Source organism: Brevibacillus centrosporus (assembly GCF_046622605.1).
Classification (GTDB): Bacteria; Bacillota; Bacilli; order Brevibacillales; family Brevibacillaceae; genus Brevibacillus; species Brevibacillus centrosporus.
In genome coordinates, this window is sequence record NZ_CP176856.1 from 115,210 (window position 1) to 134,280 (window position 19,071).

Consider the following 19,071-nt stretch of genomic DNA (forward strand, 5'->3'; position numbering starts at 1 on the left):
TATAATGGGTTTACGCATGTAGGCACGATGACGAAGAAGGGATGTGAACACATGCAACAAAACGCAGTGCGACTCGGTTATTTTTTGGCGATCTCACTCTTGCTGTCTGCACTATTTTACTTCTTTGCCTCCAACTGGCCCGTGCTTAGCCGATGGGAGAAAATCGGTGTGAGTACCTCTGTGCTCGTTCTCTTTTATTTATTTTCGTACGTGGCCACTCTCGTCCTGAAAAGGCACACCTTTCTTAGCAACTGGCTATTGGTTGCAGGCGGGCTTGCCTTTGGCATCAGTGTAGCTTTGCTAGGGCAGATCTATAATTCCCACGCGGACAGCTACATGCTGTTTGTCGTTTGGCTGATCCCCAATCTGTGGTTTGCGATCGTGTCGAGATACCAGCCTTTCTATGTGATCAGCTATGTGCTGACCCATTTGGCACTGTGCTTCTTTTTGCAGCCATCGGTTATACATGTGGTCAGGGATGGGTACTGGTGGTTTATGGTCTACTGGCTGATCGCGCTGGGCAATCTCCTGTTGTTTTGGCTGGCCGCATCCGAGCGGTTAAAGTCTCGTCCTCTCTATTACCTTTCTTTTCTCGTCTTTCAGCTCGCTTTGTTCTGCTCTTCCTTCGTGGAGGTTTACGGAGGGCTTCCAGAGCTGTTGTACCTGGTGATCGGTGGAGTGCTTTTCTTCGGCTTTTTGAAATGGATGCCGAATCGCGTCCTGCTGATCGTGACCTCGACGATGCTTGCGCTGTTTTTGCTGGCCCAGTTTTTCTGGTTTATGTTTGAGCATTATTCGGAGGGCTTTTTCCTGATTGGCCTGCTGGCTGCTGTAGGGATTGTCTGGGGAGCCGTAGCGGCGATGAAGTGGCTGAAAAGACAGGCAGCCTCTCATGACAGCAGATGGGTGCGCTTTTTTCAGGAAGCCTTTACGGTGCTCGTTACACTAGTGGCAGCTACGATTGGGGCCGTTTCGCTTGCGGGCTTTTTGTTCTTGGTGATCGGTGATGATGATACCGTCATCTATTTTCTTTTCTTCCTGTCGTTGATTGGCCTATTGGTCCCGGTATTTTCCGAGCAAAAAATGAACGGGACTGTCCGCTACACGCTGATAACGATGGGATGTATGATCGGGGTCGCTACGAGCTTGTATTTGGATGGGTATTATTGGGTAGTACTGCTGGCGGGCTTGTGTGTGGCTTGGACAATCACAGGCGGAATTCCCACGAAATTACTGACTCAATTTGTCTTTCTGTTCATCCTTTATTTCAAGTTGGGTGACTGGAGAAATACCCATGACCTGGTGCTTGCGATCATCTTTGTCTCGCAGATGGCCATGTATCTGCTGCCGAGTTTGCCAAATGCCCTGCGGAACAGCTCCTTGGGTTACGGGCTGCTTTCCCTGTTGGTATTAACAGAAAGCAACCAGTGGGGAGTTGCGTGGAATGTCGCGATCAGCCTTGTTTATTTCGTGATCACTACGTATCTGGTGTATCGAACCATGCATAGGAAGGATCGCGTGAGCTTTGCCATCGCACTCGGCTTTTGGTTCGCGTTTCTGCTCATGAAATACTACGATCTTCTGTGGAGCCTTCTGCATAAATCTATCAGCTTGTTGCTGCTCAGTATCGTGTTTTTCGCTATCAGCTACTGGTTTGATCGTTCTGAAAAATCCGAGTGGGAAGCAGCTAAACCGGCTCTTTTTGCACAAAAGCGCTTCGCCTTCCTCCTCATTATCCTGCTGCAGCTCGTGCTGATCGGCTACCAGATCGTCAGCAGCGAGACGATTCTCACACAAGGTCGCGCTATCAAGCTGAAGCTCGAGCCCATCGATCCACGTTCCCTGCTGCAAGGTGATTATGTGCGATTGGGGTACACGATCTCGACCCTCGAGCAAGAAAACATATCTGATATGGATAGCAAGATTCAGGTGGTGCTTCGACCACAAGCGGATGGCGTGTATGATTTCAGTGGCTATTACGCACAGAACGGTGTTTGGAACAGAGCGTATCAGATGCAGCCGGACGACGTTACGATCAATGGAAATGTGATTGGATCCAGCCAAGTCGAGTATGGGATCGAGAGCTACTTTGTCCCCGAGGGCACAGGGCTTGAAGTCGAGCGTTCCGCGAAATTTGCCCAGGTGCGTGTAAGCAAAAAGGGCGATGCGATTCTGGAGTCTTTGTCTGCCCAGTAAAACCGTAAGAAAAGAGAGCAGGAGCTGCCGGTTAGTCGGCGGCTCCTTTTGCGTTGGCTTGCGAGTAGCGAATGCCTATTTGTTGATCCTGTTGCTGTACGTGGCGCAAAAGCAGAAGCCCTGAGAGTCCTATCGCGAGCAGGAGAATCGACATTCCCATCGTGGGTAAGATGGCTCCGACGCTGATACCGATCGTCCCGGTCAGTCTGGCGCATTGAAAAAAGAGTCCATTCACTGCCATGTATGAGCTGCGTGCACCGTCCTTCACGATTTGCGAGAGGTAGGCCTGACGTGTGGGAATGTGGAGCAGCTCGCCTATTGTTGCAAGGAGCATCGCAGCTATGATCACGACCAGCGAGTTGCTGTAGCTAATGACCGAGTAGCCGATCACAAACAGGAACCCACCTGTGTACATGGTTCTGGCTTCACTTGCCTGCCGAACGAGCTTGCTCACAAAGAGCGACAAGCAGACAATCAGCAGCGTATTTTCCAGCTGGATAAGGCTGAATACCTTGAGGCCAGTCAGTTCAAAGGAAAACAAGCTTCCGACATGCACCATTTGCGTTTGAAATTCATTGGACAATCGGACTGCAACATAATTCGCCGTTTGAAATTCCAGTGAAAAGATGAGCAACCCGCTTAGAGAGAACAGTAAAAAACGTTGGTCCTGCATTACCTGTTTGTAGCTGGTGAACACATCTTTTAAAATGCTGCCTTTGGATGCGGTGTCGAAGGTGCTCGGCTTGTAAGTCTCCTGCATGAAAAAAACAGTGAGAGCAAGGGCGAACAGGCTGACAGCTGTCAGTCCCAGGATGAGTTCAAAGCGGTGGGACGCAAACAAGATCCCGCCGAGTACGGAGCCGATCGCTACGGACAGATTGACTGCCCAATAGTTGATGCTGTACATAAAAGTCCGGTTCTCTTTGGTGCTTACATCGATCAGCATCGCATCCGCAGCAGGGCTGATCATACCGTTGCTCGCATTTTGAACGAGCATCATCGCAAAGGTAAGCCATGGGGAATCCAAAAGGGGAGAGTTGGCGAGCGCCATGAAGACAAAGGCAATGCACTGGGCGATCTCCCCATATACCATCACCTTTTTTCTGCCCCAACGATCCGCGAGATACCCACCATAGAAACCCATCAGCATCTGGGCGCAAATGTTGGCGAATAGAAGGAAACCGGCGACTGCCTGACCGAGTTTGTCAGAGAAATAAATAGCCATGAAAGGGAAGATCATCGTCCCCACCGCTCTGATCAGAAAGGAAGTCACGATGCGTATTCGAATGTTCGGGTGCAGCTGCATAAAGCTCATGGAGCAGACCACCTTTCGTTTTTCTACATTTTACCTGTCAAAAGGAGAAGGAAAAGGGTAAGATTGATTTAAGAATTTCACCTTTTAGGATGGTGGTTGGGATGAAGAGCGAAGAGCACTTTATGCAGATGCTGTTTGGTCTATCCGATTGGGAGACGAATCATGAACAGTCGATAAGCATCGAGGCATTGTCAGAAATTCTTTGCTGTACGCCCCGCAATGTGAAACTGATCCTCCGCAAATGGGAAAACGAGGGTCTACTGAGTTGGAAGGCAGGAGTGGGGCGGGGCAACCATTCGACATTGACGATTCTGTGTGATACCGCTCATTTTTTCCGATCCTGCTTCAAGAGGCTGTTGTCGGAAGGGAAAATCAAAGAGGCGATCGAGCTCATTCAAAATAAAAAGCTGCCGCCAAGGATCAAACATTCCCTTCAGGAAACGTGGGACAGTCAATTCGGGTTCGTTTCCGAAGAGGGGAAGACGGCGAGTCTTGATGTCCTGCGGATTCCCCGGTCGCGCGGTTTTTCTAGCCTCGATCCAGCCTTTGTGTCCGTGGCTGCCGAGAGTCATTTTCTTTATCAGATGTGTCACAGGCTGGTCTTCTACGATCAGGAGACACAGACCATTCTTCCCGAGCTGGCACATGCTTGGGAAAGCAATGAAGAACAGACAGCTTGGACCTTTTACTTGCGGAAAGGGGTGCGCTTTCATCACGGACGTATCCTGACAGGCAGAGATGTTGAATTCACAGTACAGCGTCTCATTGACCTGGACTCCCCCTATCGCTGGCAAGTCGATGACATAGAACGGATCGAGCATCAAAGCGAAAGAATCCTTACCTTCCATTTACGTCAGCCAAACAGTTTTTTTCTCCATTTCATGGGTTCGATGGCGATGTCCATCTTGCCGTATGATCTGCCCTTTTCAGAGAAAGCCGTCGTGGGAACAGGGCCGTTTCGGATGGCTGAATACACCGATGAGCGACTTGTGCTGGAGGCGTTTGACGATTACTACCGAGAGCGGGCGCTGCTCGATCGCGTTGAGATCTGGATTGTGGCAGGTAGGCACTCTTCCAATCAGCTGTATCAGCTGCCGGAGCGGGAGATAAAGCCTGGGGCCGGGAACAAGGAGGAAGACCTCGTTTTTGAGGAAACGGGGTGTCATTATATCGCTTTCAATTTCCGCAGACCGGGTGTTCACCATGACTTTGCTTTTCGACAGGCTCTGCAGATCGTGGTTGACCGCAATCAACTGGTAGGAAAACTGGGAGAATACGCGTTTTCTAGTGCGGGGAGCTTTTTGCCAAAGAAGAGCAGAAGCATGTCTTTGCCATCATCTGATTTGGAGGAAGCCGCTTCTTGGCTCCGTCGCAGCACATACAAGGGAGAGACGCTCACCTTGTTTATCAGTGAGGGAAAATTGTTTGACGTAGTCGGGAAATGGATAAAACGCAGATGCAGTCAAATTGGGCTCGAAATCAGGTTTGTCCCGGTGACAAAAGCAAATTACCTGTCTGATCTTATGGATCGTGAGGCAGATATGGCTATCATGGGAGAAGTCTTGCAAAGTGACGTTGAGCTTGGGCTGTTCGAATTGTACAAAAACAAGAGCACGATCGTATACCGATTTATGAATGACGAGATGCGAGAGGTGGTGGACAAGAAATTGTCTGCGGTGATGCGGATGTCGGATCGGGAAAAGCGGATGGATGCTTTAATGGAAATCGAAGAAATCTTTCGTCAGGACCTGTGGATTTTATTCATCTTTCATGTAAAACGGATTGACCGCTATGACCCGGCTTTGCAGGGGTTTGTCGCCAATTCATTTGGTTGGCTCGATTTCTCCAAACTCTGGGTGAAGTCTTTCGTTACCCTTCTGTAACCCTTTCCTGCCGTTCTTTTCCTATCATAAAAGGAATTGCAGGTTAAAGGAGGCGTTACCGTTGCACAAAAGCGCAAAAACAGGTATTTCCGTATTGCTGGCGACTACGGTGTTGGCAAGTCCATTTGTCGTGGTGCCAAAAGCCGCTTATGCCCTAACTGTTGAAGATATTTCGGCAGATGATACGACCGCAGATGAAGAAACTGAATATACAATTGAATTTGAAATCGACAAGGAATTGAAATCGGGTGACGAAATTTCCGTCAAGTTCCCTTCGGATTACACGGTCGATAAAAAGCTGAAAACATCCGACGTGTATTTGGAAGATGACGATGGCGATGAAATCGAGATCGATGATGTTTCGGTAAGCGGCAACGTGGTGACGATCGAGCTGGATGAAAAGGTGAGCAAAGGCACCCTGCTCACTCTGACGATCGACAACATTACCAATCCCGAGGACAAAGGAACGTACACGATCGGGGTAAAGACCTCGAAGGAAACCACCTATAAAAATGAGAAAATCACTATCGGAAAATCGTCAAGCAGCGGAAGCAGCAGTAGCAGCAAGTTTGACGTCGTCCAGAGCAGCAAGTCGGCTGAGGCTGACATCTCCTTGACGCTGGGCAAATTCAACCTTTCCTCCAAAGGGAAACTGAAAAAGGGAAAATACATTTATGTAGATTTCCCAACAAAGGATATGCTGCCAAAGAGCATTAGCAAATCCGACGTAAAAGTCAACGGAACCAAAGCCGAATATGTCAGCATCCTGGACAGTGACTCCATTCGAATCGAGATTCCGAGCGGAGCCGACGGAGATAGCTACATCAAGCTGGAGTTCAGTTCGTCCGCAGGCATCAAGAATCCGTCAGAGGCCGATGACGAATACACCTTTGAGATTGAGTACGACAGCAAAAAATACACCTCCGAAGACATGGAAGTGACCGGGACAGCGAAGTCATCCTTTGATGTGGCCTTGTCTGATCGTGGTGCTGGAGCGCGATCCAGCTATTCCTTCGACATAGACCTTTCGACAAAGCTGTATTCCAATACGGATATTACGATTGAGTTCCCGAGTGCAGACATGGTACCGCCTGTGGTATCCGGCTACAGCGTAACGGTGAACGGGGATCAGGTCAATACCGTGAGTACAAGCAATGGCAAGGTTTCTTTCCGTACGCCTAGCGGATTTAAAAGCACGGACAGCCTGACCGTCAAATTTGCTTATGATGCGTATTTGACGAACCCCAAAACAGCAGGTACATACAGCCTGAGTGCCAAGGTCGACAACAAGACGTACCGTTCCAAAAGCTTTGAAATCTCCGGTACCTCTGTCCCTGCTGCCGTGGACAATACGGCCGCTACCATTGGATTGACCCGTGCGACGGCCTCGACACCGACTGGCGTGCAGATAGCCATCAAAGGACTCGGGGCTCCTATCACGCGCTCGCAAGGATTCTTTGAAATAGTCCTGCCTGCAGGCTTCAAAGTCCCTGCCTATATACCAGCTACGAGCGTCACTGTTAACGGTGCGGCTGCCAACTATGTCGGGGTGCGGGGCCAAAACCTGATTATCGTGCCGTCCCAGGACATTCCAGCACAGACAGCGGTGACGGTCAATGTGCTGGAGGCAGGAGGCGTTGTGAATCCGGCAACGACGGGTGTATACAGCATTAGTGTCTACACCTCGGAGGAAAAGGGTCTTCTGTTCGCTCGTCCTGCGACGATCGTGGCACTAAATGGCGTCAGCTTCAAGGCCAACGTCGCTTCATTCACGAAGTCAGGAAAAGCGACAGCAATGACAGCGGCACCTTACATTGTGAACGGTAATACGCTGATGCCTGCTTCCTTCTTCCGCGATGGCTTGGGCATGTCCGTTACCTGGACAGCAACGACAGCCAAGGTGGTTAGCGGCAGTACCGTCATGCAGTTCAAGGTAGGCTCCAACGTGGCGACGATTAACGGGCAAAATGTTACCCTGCCAACGGCTGTTCAGGTGAAGAGCAACATTCCAACCTTGCCATTGCGTACGATTACCGACCGGACTGGCTACAAAATCATCTTTGTCAACGGCAACTACACTGTGTACAAATAAGAAGCAAGCTACCCTGCTAACCCCGCTCTCTAGCGGGGTTTTTGTTCTAAAAGGACATCCCCCCCCATACGATTGTACAAGAAGGGTACGTAAGGGAGGAGTTAGCATGATGGAGCACACGAAGCGGCCTCGCCATGAAGTCGTGATGATCAACAGGCGCTCTTTGGCGATTTCGGGTGTGAAGAACGTCGAAAGCTTTGACAGTGAGGAATTTCTCTTGGAGACAGAAGGCGGCTTTTTAACCATACGTGGACAAAATTTGCATATGAAAAATCTGAGTTTGGAAACCGGAGAAGTGGCGATCGAGGGTCTGGTGCATGAAATGGCCTATCTGGAGCAAGGGCAGGCCGGGGACCGGTCGAGAGGATTCTTCGGCAAGCTGTTCAAGTGAGTATCGCGACCCAGCTTCAGACGGTCCTGGCCATGTCCACGTGCGGTGCGCTTATGGGAATGGGATTTGATACGTATCATGTTTTTAAAGGAAAGAGCAGACTGCCGTTGTGGATGGTATTCGTTTTTGACGTCCTCTTCTGGATCGGCAGCATGGGTGCTGTTTTCTTGATATTGGTGAAAGTAAATGACGGAATCATTCGGTTTCCCATCTTTTTTGGAATGATTTTTGGCGCCTGGGTGTATTTTGTAGTAGGTAGTAAGAAGTATATCCAATTTTTACACCGCGTGATAAAATTTTGTCAGTGGTTTTACCGTACGGTTTTACAGATCATTGACACCCTGGTTGTGCGTCCTATCCTGTTTTTTTACCGAGTGATCCTGATGGTGCTGGCATTTTTGTATTCCGTGTTGCTCGCGATCCTCGGCTTTTTGTGGAAAGTGGCTCGTTTTATCACTTCGCCCTTTGCCAGATGGGGTCAACATTTGGGGAAAAAAATGTTCGGCAAAACAAAAGGAATTTGGACCAATGGGAAGAATTGGTTTCACTCAAAGAGAAAGCGGGATTAAATATCCGAGGTGGCCTAATGATGAAAGAAGCAGCATCCCCTACAACCAATCGAAGAGGGCAAAAGCGGAGAATGCGGCTGTTTTTCTTTTTCATTCTTTGCTTTTTCGTCTGGACTGGCTATACCTTTTATTTGCAGAGCGGGGTTCTGGCCCAGAAAGAGACTGAGCTGGAAGTATTGAAGCAAGAGTCAGCCGTTTTGCTGCAGCAGCAAGAGGAGCTGACCTATGAAGCGAGTCGTCTGAATGACCAGGAGTATTTGGCAGAGCTGGCGAGAAAAAGGATTTACTATACCAAGCCTGGCGAGAGCATTTATGTGATTCCGGAGGAGTAGCGTTTGACTGATCTTCAAGCAGAGGGAGGCTTTCCACGTTCATGGGAGTCGAGATCGGGAGCAAACTTGAAGGAAAAGTGACAGGTATCACGAAATTTGGTGCGTTTGTGGAGCTGCCAGGAAATGTGACCGGTCTTGTGCATATCAGTGAGATCGCAGACACGTTTGTCAAGGATATTCATGACTTCCTGAAAATCGGGGATGTCGTAACGGTGAAGGTCTTGAATATCCGCGAGGGCAAAATCGGATTGTCGATAAAAAAGGCGTTGGAAAAGGAACGACCACCTCGCCATCAGCGTGAACGTGGGGAAGGCTTTGAAGATAAACTGAATCGATTTTTGAAAGAAAGCGAAGACCGCCAGTCCCCGCTAAAGAAAAATGGGGACAAGAAGGGCCGCGGTCGACAACATTAATTCGGAAAATTTTGACTTTTCTTTCTTTATAGTTTGCGCATTTTGACTACAATATCAGGAAGGCATTTTGTAAATCATGCCGAATACGTATCGTAAGCCCGTTTCGCAAAGCGCGAATCACCTGTCAGCCGACGTTATCCGCCATAACGTCGGTTTTTTTTGTGCAAAAAGAAGGGGAGTTAAGAATCTTGCCATCGCAAAGGCGCTGGAGGTTCGTTAGTAGCCTGGAGTGGCCAAGTTTCCCTTTCTGCATAAAGCACGGGCTCATGTCCAAACGTGTCAATGAATTTGTCGGACGATTCTGGGAATATCCATTGGTTTTTTGACAAATTTTACAATACCGCCTCCGTATAATTGAGAAACACATTGAACAAGAACGGGGTGGTGTTGACATGATCGCAAATAAAAATGTTACGAGTACCGGCCAGGTATGGACGCGTCAAGTATCTGAGCAAATGGATACAGCCGCGATGACCTGGGGAGAAAAAATAGCGGATGCAGCCTATCGGTGGAACGTGCTGCCCTTGTTAATGGGTTTTTTGTTAGGAAGGGCTCTCATCTTGGAAGAGCTGACTCCTTTTGTTATCCCCTACTTCATAGTCATGTTTTATCTGCGAAGAGATTGTATCATTACGACCGGCTTCGCTTTGATATTAGGAGCCTTTACCCAATCGGTGCCGCTCGGGCTGCAGACGGTTCTCAGTATTGTACTGGCATTCGCCGCGTGCAAGATCAGCCAGCGAATGCGCAGGAAGGATTTTTCCCGAACGCCTCTGCTCGTCATGACGACGATCTTTGTCAGCCACCTGCTGTACCATGCTCTGACCAATCAAGTAAATACTTACGAGCTGGTCATGGTCGCAGTCGAAGCTGTTTTGGGGTTTGTGCTGACACTCATCTTTATTCAATCGCTCTCGATCGTTCATCTGGCCAAGCCTTATGAGCCCTTGAAAAACGAAGAGATCGTCTCTCTGGTCATTTTGTTAGCCTCGCTGATGACTGGCACAGTGGACTGGATGGTTGAAGGCATTTCCATGGAGCACGTGCTGTCCCGGTATTGGCTGCTGTTGTTCGCCTTTGTAGGTGGAGGAACCGTGGGAGCGGCAGTCGGGGTCGTTACGGGCCTGATCCTCAGTCTGGCAAATGTCAGTGCCCTTTTGCAAATTAATCTGCTCGCCTTCTCTGGGCTGTTGGCAGGCTTGCTAAAAGAGGGGGGAAAAGTCGGTGTATCGGCAGGCTTGCTCATTGGGACAGCGATCCTGGCGATCTACGGCGGCGCGGAGGAAACGTTGTATTTGTCTCTCGTCGAATCAGCGATCGCGATAACCTTGTTTATCCTGACGCCGGCCGTGCTGTGGAAGAAGGTCGCAAGATTCATCCCGGGCACGATGGAAAATCTACAGTCTCATCAAGAGTACATGCGCCGGGTACGGGATGTGACGGCGGGCAAGATCCAGCAGTTTTCCGAGCTGTTCACTCAGCTGTCCCGCAGCTTCGCCCAGACGGCGGACCCTGAGGAAGTCGAGGAGCAGGCAGACGCCTTTCTCAGCCGTGTCACGGAGTTTACCTGCCAAAAATGCTGGAAGAAGGAACAATGCTGGGAAAAGGATATGCAGTCGACCTATCAGGGCATGCGCTGGCTCATGGAAAAGGTGCAGGAAAACGGTACCCTCGCAGGCGTTACACCACCAAAGGAGTGGGAGCGGAAATGCGTCAAGACGGAAAAAGTGATGACGATCATGGAGCAGGAATTTGAGCGGCAGGAATCCTTTGAACAGCTGAAAAAGCAGGTAAAGGAAAGCCGCAAGCTGGTAGCCGATCAGCTCTCTGGCGTATCTCGAGTCATGAGCGATTTTGCCAGGGAGATTCAGCGGGAAGGGATGGAGCTGAGCTTTCAGGAGAAACAAGTATCGCAGGCGTTGGAGGGACTGGGCCTTTCCGTGCGCCGCGTAGATATACACAGTCTGGAGGAAGGAAGAGTCGATATCGAGATCAGTCAGCCTACCTGCTACGGGCGCGATGAATGCGCCAAAATCGTGGCACCCATGCTGACGGAAATCCTGGGGGAAAACATCGTAGTCAGAGAAAGGCACTGCGAAGCCCAAAAAGACGGCTCATGCACGATGTGCCTCGCATCCGCCAAAACCTTCGAGATCGATATCGGCGTAGCGGGTGCAGCCAAGGACGGCAAGCTTTTATCAGGGGATAGCTTCCGCACGATGGATCTGGGAAATGGGAAAATGGCATTGGCGATCAGCGATGGCATGGGCAACGGAGAACGTGCTTCCATAGAGAGCCAGTCGGCACTCGACATGCTCCAGCAGCTGCTGCGTTCCGGCATGGACGAGAAAATTTCGATCAAAACGGTCAACTCGGTGTTAGCGCTGCGCTCTACCGACGAGATGTTTGCTACCGTTGATTTGGCGCTGATCGATCTGCAGACGGCGAATACCCGCTTTGTGAAAATCGGTTCGACCCCCAGCTTTGTGAAACGAAGCGCCGATGTCATCACGATCACAGCCAATAATTTGCCGGTGGGAATCCTGGATGAGATCGAGGTGGATGTCGTATCCCGTTCCCTCAAGCCCGGAGATTTGCTGATTATGATGTCAGACGGAATCTACGAAGCGCCAAGGCATATCGAAAATCGCCAAGCCTGGATGAAGCGAATCATCAGTGAGCTGGAAACGGAAGACCCGCAGGAAGTAGCTGATCTGTTGCTTGAAAAGGTCATTCGCCAGCACTCGGGACAGATCGTCGATGACATGACGGTTCTGGTCGCGCGAATAGACCGGTTTGTCCCACAGTGGTCGGCCATTCAGGTACACGGCATGCAGAAGCTGGAGCGGCCTCGGATTGTGAGTTAGCGAGTATGTTTTTTCAGCTCCCCGTCGATACTGTTGCTAAAAAGCAGAATGGGGAGATAATTTGTGAAAGAAGCGACACTTCGGCAAATTTTGGTTGTCACCGACGGATGCTCGAATACCGGGATGAGCCCGGTGGCAGCAGCAGCTCTTGCGAGAGAACAAGGGATTACGGTGAACGTGATCGGTGTGATTGAAAAAAGCGAACTGGGTGAAAAGGGCGAGATGGAGATCCGCGAGATTGCAGAAGCAGGAGGTGGCCTTTGCGATATTGTCTACCCGCAGCAACTGGCACAAACCGTGCAAATGCTCACGCGCAAAGCGATGACGCGTACGATTCACCAAGTAGTCAATAAAGAATTGAAAGAGATTTTGGGCGATTCGGGTATAGAAGAGCTGGAGCCTCAAAAACGAGTGCAGGTAGCCGGCATGGTGGACGAGCTGGGAGAGAAAAGCAGCCTGAATGTCGTCATGCTGGTGGATACATCGGGGAGCATGAAGCCAAAGCTGTCTGCGGTGCAGCAGGCCATACATGACTTCAGTATCAGCTTGCACTCACGCAGTGGTCAGAGTCGGATGGCCGTCTGTTCATTTCCTGGGAAACAAAAGCACCTGGATGTGCGCATTCCATGGACGGAAAAGGTCGAACAGGCTCATCAGATCAGCAGTGATCTGGCGATGAGCGGGATTACGCCTACTGGACCGGCTATTGTAGAGGCGATCGCCTTGTTCGAGCATGTGAAGCTCCCGCGCTCTCTATCCGAGCGATATGCCGACATGGAGTCCGACGATAACGAAGATGGAAGCCTGCGTGACCATGTCTTTTAATCAATCGCCCCACATTCCCAGCTTGCCGCGTCAGTTTCAGGGCAAATGGAATAAAAAATCGTACCACGTCTTAAGGGAGTTGGGGCGTGGAGCGAACGGCGCCGTTTATTTGACTACCCAGGGCGGCGTCAAACGGGCGGTCAAGGTCGGGGCAGAAGGTATGGATATTTTAATGGAAGTCAATGTGCTGAAAAGCGTGCAGCAGGGGCGGGATTCCCAAGTGGGACCGCTCCTGTGTGATGTGGACGATCTGGTGATTGATGGCAAGCCATGCACGTTTTACGCGATGGAATACTTGGAGGGGGAGCAGCTGGACCGATATATCAGGCAATCCGGAGTGGACTGGGTCGCTGTGATGATCGTCCAGCTGTTGGCTCGTCTCGATGTTTTGCACAAGCACGGTTGGGTGTTTGGAGATCTGAAGCCGGAAAATGTGATGGTGACGAAATCGAGCAAGCAGGTCCGGCTCATTGATTTTGGGGGAGTGACCAAGCAGGGAAACGCGGTTCGGCAGTTCACCGAGGAGTACGACCGGGCATACTGGCATGCGGGAGACAGAAAGGCGGAAATCAGCTACGATTTGTTTTCTGCGGCAGTCATGATGGTGCGCCTCGCTGTCGATCCGCAAACGTGGAAAAGCAGTCACAGTGAAACGCGGCATACGGTATGGCTCTGTGATATAATACGGAAAAGTGACGGCCTGTACCCCTATCGAGTGCCACTCCTGAAAGCCTTTCACGGGAAGTACTCGACAGCAGGGGAAATGAGAGCAGAGATGCTGGAGATTTTAAAAGATCTCACAGTTGCCGCCCCGCAAAAGCAGAAGCACATACAGAAGCAAAAGCGGACATCTGGGGCAGGAGGAATGGGGATTAGCGGTCTGTTTGTCGCGTCCTTGTTGCTTTTGGCTGGCACACTTTATTACGCTTGGTTCATGTGAGATTTGCAGGAACAAGGCAATATAGAGGTTTAGATAAGGATGTGACGGTCTTGTCCTCAGATTTGGTGATGGATACCTGTCTTTTGGCAGGCGCGATTATTTTGAAAAACGGGGGAGAGACCTACCGTACGGAAGAGACGATGGCGCGGATTGCGCAAGCAGCAGGGATGGATGACGTCAACAGCTCTGCGACTCCGACGAGTATTATTCTCTCCTTTCGATGCAAAGGTCTGGACCATACGCGCATGGTGCGTACGCCGTCCCGGACAACCAACCTGAACAAGATTACGCTGGTCAACGATGTTTCCCGTCGCTTTGTGAGTGGAGGCATAACCTTGGAGCAGGCGTATTTGACATTGTGTGAGATTGATCAAAAAAAACCGCTGTACCCGAAGTGGGTGCAGCATTTGGCGGCCGCTACTGCCAGCGGCTCTTTTGCCATGCTCGCGGGAGGTACCTGGTACGATCTGGCTCCGTCAGCCCTGGCTGGGTTGACGGTCAATCTCAGCCTGGAATATTTGGAACAGTTTGTTCGAATGAAATTTTTTACCGAGTTTTCGGCAGCTTTACTAGGTGGCTTGTTTGCCTTGTTGGCTGTGACTGTCTTCCCTGAGCTGCACATTAGCATCATCATTATTGGGGCGATGCTGCCGATGTTTCCGGGGATCGCGATTACCAACTCGCTGCGTGATTTGATGGCGGGCGATCTGGTGGCAGGTGTTTCACGCGGAGTAGAGGCCATGCTGACCGCTATTTCTGTTGCCGTGGCTACAGCAATTATTCTCTGGTTTATGAGGTGATCAGATGTTGTTGAAAGGATTGGCGCTCAGCTTCATTTCATCCATGGCTTGGTGTGTTTTGTTCAATGTGCCTGTTCGGACGATTTTGGCTGGAGGCATCGCCGGCATGGTCGGGTTTCTCGTCTATTCGTTCTTGCCGCTCCTAAATGCGGAAGTTCTGCTGTCGACCTTCGTATCTGCCGCGATTGTTTCCTTGCTCAGCCAAGTGATGTCGATATTTTTGCGCGTGCCTTCTACTAATTTCAGCGTCGCCGGCATTATTCCATTGGTTCCAGGGTCTTTAGCGTACAAATCCATGCTTGCGTTTGTGAATAACGACTATGTAGAAGGCATAACGTTGGCTACGAAGACTTTAATGGTAGCGGGGGCTATTGCTTCCGGGCTGATTTTTGGAATTTCCGTAGTCACCATCGTGAAAGGAGCCCGTTATGCTGGCAAGCGTGCACAGTGAAATTTTGCGTGAGAAGCTCCTGCTGCCTGGGGAGACCCTCGTCGTGGGTGTTTCGGGAGGGAATGATTCCTCCGCTCTCTTGCATATCTTGGCGGCTCTCAATAAAAACTATCACTACGGGTGGAAGCTTCACGCTGTTCATCTGAACCACTGTTTTCGCGGGGAAGAGGCACGGCTGGACGCTGCTTACGCCCAGGAGCTTTGCGGGAAGCTTGGCGTCACGTTCCACTTGTTTGAATTCGACGTGCCCGCCTACATGGAGCAGACAGGGATGGGGGGACAAGAGGCCAGCAGAGAAATTCGTTACGGCTTTTACCGGCAAGTGGCAAAAGAGCAAGGAGCGACCAAGCTGGTACTCGCTCATCATGCCGATGATCAGGTTGAGACGATTTTGTTCCGGTTTGTGCGGGGGACGAGAATGCAGGGTTTGTCCGGAATGCCGAAAAGGCGCTGGTTGGAAGAGGGAAGCATCGAGCTGGTACGCCCTCTTTTGCATGTGACTCGCAAGGAACTGGAGAGCTACTGTGAGGAGAACGGGCTGAATCCACGTGAGGACAGCAGCAACCGCTCCCGCAAGTACAAACGAAATCTGCTGCGGCTCGAAGTCATGCCGCTGCTGGCCGAGGTCAATGAGCGTTATCGGGAACATATTCTCGAGGCGGCAGAGGCGATCCACCAAGACCATACGTTTTTGGAGAGACTCGCGATTGAGCAACTGGAAAAGGTCCTGATCGTACGAAAACCAGACGAGATTGTGATTGACAACGAACCGTTTCAAAACTGTGACGTTGCTTTACAAAGGAGAATGATTACTCTAATATTAGATTATGTCTCTAAACAAACTGAGTGGTCTTCTCAGCATGTCGAGGCAGTGTTGCACATGTCAGGTGGTAGCCGTCCTTCTGCTGAACTGCATTTGCCTGGACAGCTGGTCGTGAGCCGGGTGTACGGTCGAATTCATTTTTGTCCAAAAGGACGAGAAGAACGCATACATATGTATTGTTATGAGCTCCCTGTTCCAGGAAAGGTGTGGATCGCAGAGAGCGAGGTTTGGGTACATACGAATTATCTGGAACGCCTTACGGATTGGGAGCGACTGCCGGAGAACGAAGCGGTTTTTGATGCCGATCGTTTGCCAGGGCCGCTGTTTTTGCGCAATCGAAGACCAGGTGACCGTCTCGCTTTATTTGGCTCAGGCTCTGAAAAGAAGCTGAAGGAATTGTTGATTGATACAAAAGTTCCGAGAGCCTGGAGAGATCGGCTGCCGCTTTTGATCGCGGGGGATGAAGTGGTTTTGGTACCGGGTGTACGCCGTTCCGCCGCAGCGCCTGTAGATGAACGAACGAAGCGTTTCCTACATGTGCGAGTAGAGTTTGGAGAAGATTGGCGGGAGGTTTTTTCATGAATCAAGACATCGAGAAGATTTTGCTATCTGAGAGCGAAATTGCAGGCAAAATACAGGAATTGGGCAAGACTTTGGCTGCAGAATACCGGGATAAAAACCCTTTGGTGATCTGCGTGCTAAAAGGAGCCGTTGTTTTCATGGCGGATTTGATCCGTCACATGGATATTCCATGCGAAATGGATTTCATGGCTGTCTCCAGCTACGGAAGCGGCACAGAGTCCTCGGGCATGGTGAAAATCCTGAAGGACCTCGATTCCTCGGTGCAAAACCGTCACGTCCTGGTTGTTGAAGATATTATGGACAGCGGACTGACACTCAGCCGACTGGTAGAGCTTTTGCGCCATCGCGAAGCAGCTTCTGTCAAAGTAGTAACGCTGCTTAACAAACCAGAACGTCGCAAGGTGGACATTTCACCGGATTACAGCGGCTTTGACATTCCGGACGAATTCGTTGTCGGATTTGGACTGGACTATGCGGAGCACTACCGTAATCTGCCGTACATTGGGGTATTGAAGCCTGAGGTCTACACAAAGTAGGTTTGTTGTGGAGACCCTGCTTAATATGATAAAATGTCAAAAGTGTCTGTTCGTGAGAGGAGGTAAGGAATGAATCGCTTTTTTCGTAATACCGGGTTCTACCTACTGATTTTTCTTGTCACGGTCGGGATCGTGAATTTCATCCTCTCCGGTACTGATAAGGTTGGGAAACTTACATATCAGGATTTCCGGGTACAGTTGCAAGCCGATAACATCACAGAGATGGCTATTCGCCCTGAGAATGGTACATACAGAGTGGATGGTACATTGGCTAAAGCAATTCCGGGACAGGAAAGCAACAAATTCTTCACCAACGTTCCACTGTATGATTCCAACATTATCTCTTTGGTAGAGCAGAAGATTGATGAACAAAAAGTGAAAAAGGTAGAGGTGCATCCGGCGGAGGGCAACAGCATCTGGCTCACGTTCTTGACCTCGATCATTCCATTTGTGATCATCTTCATCTTGTTTTTCTTCCTTCTGAACAATGCGCAAGGTGGCGGCAGCCGAGTCATGAACTTCGGGAAAAGCCGTGCCAAGCTGTACAACGAAGAGAAGAAGCGCGTTACGTTTGACGACGTAGCTGGTGCAGACGAAGAGAAAGCGGAGCTGGAGGAAGTTGTAGAATTCCTGAAAGACCCGCGCAAATTTAATGCTGTTGGTGCCCGCATTCCGAAAGGCGTACTGCTCGTAGGTCCTCCGGGTACAGGTAAAACCTTGCTTGCTCGTGCAGTTGCAGGTGAGGCTGGCGTTCCGTTCTTCAGCATCTCTGGTTCTGACTTCGTAGAGATGTTCGTCGGGGTCGGTGCATCCCGCGTGCGTGACTTGTTTGAAAATGCTAAGAAAAATGCGCCTTGCATTATCTTTATTGATGAGATTGACGCTGTAGGTCGTCAACGCGGAGCTGGACTCGGCGGCGGCCACGACGAGCGTGAGCAAACTCTCAACCAGTTGCTCGTAGAAATGGACGGCTTCGGTGGAAACGAAGGCATCATCATGGTGGCTGCGACCAACCGACCAGACATTCTTGACCCGGCATTGCTTCGTCCGGGACGCTTTGACCGTCAAATTACAGTGGATCGCCCTGACATCAAAGGCCGCGAAGCCGTACTCAAAGTACATGCTCGCAACAAGCCGCTGGGTGAGGACGTCAAACTGGATGTGATTGCTCGCGGTACATCGGGCTTCACCGGTGCGGATCTGGAGAACCTGCTGAATGAAGCAGCCCTTCTCACTGCCCGTAAAAACAAAAAGCAAATCAACATGGTGGAAGTGGACGAAGCCATCGACCGCGTCATTGCTGGTCCGGCGAAAAAGTCCCGTGTTGTCAGCGAAGACGAAAGACGTCTGGTTGCTTTCCACGAAGCTGGTCATACAATCATCGGCTATCATTTGAGAAATGCCGAAATGGTACATAAGGTTACGATCATCCCACGTGGTCAGGCTGGCGGATACACGGTCATGCTGCCAAAAGAAGACCGTTTCTTTGCCACCAAGACAGACTTGCTCGACAAGATCGTCGGACTTTTGGGTGGACGTGTCGCAGAAGAATTGGTGCTCGGCGATATCAGTACCGGTGCACACAATGACTTCCAACGTGCAACAGCCATTGCTCGCAGCATGATTACGGAATACGGGATGAGCAAATTGGGTCCTATGCAGTTCGGTAAGAGCCAAGGCCAAGTATTCCTGGGTCGTGATTATGGCAGCGAGCGCAACTACTCTGATCAGATTGCTTACGAGATCGATCAGGAGATGCAAAACATCATCAACGAATGCTACGCAAAATGTACGGACTTGTTGACCAAGCACCGTGACCAGCTCGATCTGATTGCGAACACTTTGCTGCGTGTCGAGACTCTCGATGCGGATCAAATCAGACAGCTGATTGAGACAGGCAAAATGGAAAACGATCCACTGACAAATAGCGATGTGGTCGTGAACATTCAACCAAAACAAGACGAAACAAACGAAGAACCGAAACAATAAGAGGCGCCTCAGGTGCCTCTTTTCGTCATAAAAGGGAAAAGCGACACTTTGCTCAGCATAAAGAAGC

The 19,071-nt window shown here is 50.3% G+C and carries 16 protein-coding genes; 15 read left to right on the forward strand and 1 reads right to left on the reverse strand.

The genetic code is table 11. The features are described from left to right. Window positions 1-51 precede the first annotated feature (51 nt). Window positions 52-2,196, forward strand: coding sequence for a GDYXXLXY domain-containing protein (locus ACLIN2_RS00680; protein ID WP_411503013.1), 2,145 nt, complete (start codon window positions 52-54; stop codon window positions 2,194-2,196). Window positions 2,197-2,227: 31 nt separating this feature from the next. On the opposite strand, the gene ACLIN2_RS00685 is transcribed toward ACLIN2_RS00680, so the two are convergent. Next, window positions 2,228-3,511, reverse strand: a complete 1,284-nt coding sequence (locus ACLIN2_RS00685; protein ID WP_411503014.1) for an MDR family MFS transporter — start codon at window positions 3,509-3,511, stop codon at window positions 2,228-2,230. Between the two features lie 101 nt (window positions 3,512-3,612). On the opposite strand from ACLIN2_RS00685, the gene ACLIN2_RS00690 reads away from it, so the two are divergent. From ACLIN2_RS00690 to ftsH, 14 genes are all read left to right on the forward strand, one after another. Beyond that, the gene (locus ACLIN2_RS00690) at window positions 3,613-5,394 is read left to right on the forward strand and encodes an SgrR family transcriptional regulator (protein ID WP_411503015.1); all 1,782 of its coding nucleotides are present in this window, start codon (window positions 3,613-3,615) and stop codon (window positions 5,392-5,394) included. 61 nt (window positions 5,395-5,455) lie between these two features. Beyond that, the gene (locus tag ACLIN2_RS00695) at window positions 5,456-7,486 is read left to right on the forward strand and encodes a copper amine oxidase N-terminal domain-containing protein (protein ID WP_400588039.1); all 2,031 of its coding nucleotides are present in this window, start codon (window positions 5,456-5,458) and stop codon (window positions 7,484-7,486) included. Window positions 7,487-7,592: 106 nt separating this feature from the next. Then, window positions 7,593-7,877 (forward strand): sporulation protein YabP, encoded by a 285-nt coding sequence (yabP, locus tag ACLIN2_RS00700; protein ID WP_092274989.1) that lies wholly within the window; start codon window positions 7,593-7,595, stop codon window positions 7,875-7,877. Next, window positions 7,874-8,446 (forward strand): spore cortex biosynthesis protein YabQ, encoded by a 573-nt coding sequence (gene yabQ, locus ACLIN2_RS00705; RefSeq protein ID WP_411503016.1) that lies wholly within the window; start codon window positions 7,874-7,876, stop codon window positions 8,444-8,446. The genes yabP and yabQ overlap by 4 nt, the downstream gene beginning before the upstream one ends. 20 nt (window positions 8,447-8,466) lie before the next feature. Continuing rightward, a complete protein-coding gene (locus tag ACLIN2_RS00710) occupies window positions 8,467-8,778 on the forward strand; it encodes an FtsB family cell division protein (RefSeq protein ID WP_327933666.1) in 312 nt (103 codons plus the stop codon). Window positions 8,779-8,819: 41 nt separating this feature from the next. Next, the gene (locus tag ACLIN2_RS00715) at window positions 8,820-9,191 is read left to right on the forward strand and encodes a S1 RNA-binding domain-containing protein (protein WP_092274998.1); all 372 of its coding nucleotides are present in this window, start codon (window positions 8,820-8,822) and stop codon (window positions 9,189-9,191) included. Between the two features lie 392 nt (window positions 9,192-9,583). Continuing rightward, window positions 9,584-12,058 carry a stage II sporulation protein E gene (gene spoIIE / locus ACLIN2_RS00720; protein WP_411503017.1) on the forward strand — a complete coding sequence of 825 codons (2,475 nt, stop codon included), beginning with the start codon at window positions 9,584-9,586 and terminating at the stop codon, window positions 12,056-12,058. Window positions 12,059-12,121: 63 nt separating this feature from the next. Continuing rightward, a complete protein-coding gene (locus ACLIN2_RS00725) occupies window positions 12,122-12,883 on the forward strand; it encodes a VWA domain-containing protein (RefSeq protein ID WP_092275004.1) in 762 nt (253 codons plus the stop codon). Continuing rightward, window positions 12,873-13,823: a serine/threonine protein kinase gene (locus ACLIN2_RS00730; protein WP_327933684.1), complete on the forward strand. Its 951-nt coding sequence runs from the start codon at window positions 12,873-12,875 to the stop codon at window positions 13,821-13,823. The genes ACLIN2_RS00725 and ACLIN2_RS00730 overlap by 11 nt, the downstream gene beginning before the upstream one ends. A gap of 50 nt (window positions 13,824-13,873) precedes the next feature. Beyond that, window positions 13,874-14,623, forward strand: a complete 750-nt coding sequence (locus ACLIN2_RS00735; RefSeq protein ID WP_411503018.1) for a threonine/serine exporter family protein — start codon at window positions 13,874-13,876, stop codon at window positions 14,621-14,623. A 4-nt stretch (window positions 14,624-14,627) separates the two neighbouring features. After that, a complete protein-coding gene (locus ACLIN2_RS00740; protein WP_092275015.1) occupies window positions 14,628-15,074 on the forward strand; it encodes a threonine/serine exporter family protein in 447 nt (148 codons plus the stop codon). After that, on the forward strand, window positions 15,052-16,479 hold the full coding sequence (gene tilS, locus ACLIN2_RS00745) for a tRNA lysidine(34) synthetase TilS (protein WP_122961450.1): 1,428 nt from the start codon (window positions 15,052-15,054) through the stop codon (window positions 16,477-16,479). The genes ACLIN2_RS00740 and tilS overlap by 23 nt, the downstream gene beginning before the upstream one ends. Beyond that, on the forward strand, window positions 16,476-17,015 hold the full coding sequence (hpt, locus tag ACLIN2_RS00750; RefSeq protein ID WP_092275021.1) for a hypoxanthine phosphoribosyltransferase: 540 nt from the start codon (window positions 16,476-16,478) through the stop codon (window positions 17,013-17,015). Before tilS ends, hpt begins: the two co-directional genes overlap by 4 nt. Window positions 17,016-17,084: 69 nt before the next feature. After that, window positions 17,085-19,004: an ATP-dependent zinc metalloprotease FtsH gene (gene ftsH, locus ACLIN2_RS00755; protein ID WP_411503019.1), complete on the forward strand. Its 1,920-nt coding sequence runs from the start codon at window positions 17,085-17,087 to the stop codon at window positions 19,002-19,004. The last annotated feature ends 67 nt before the right edge of the window (window positions 19,005-19,071 follow it).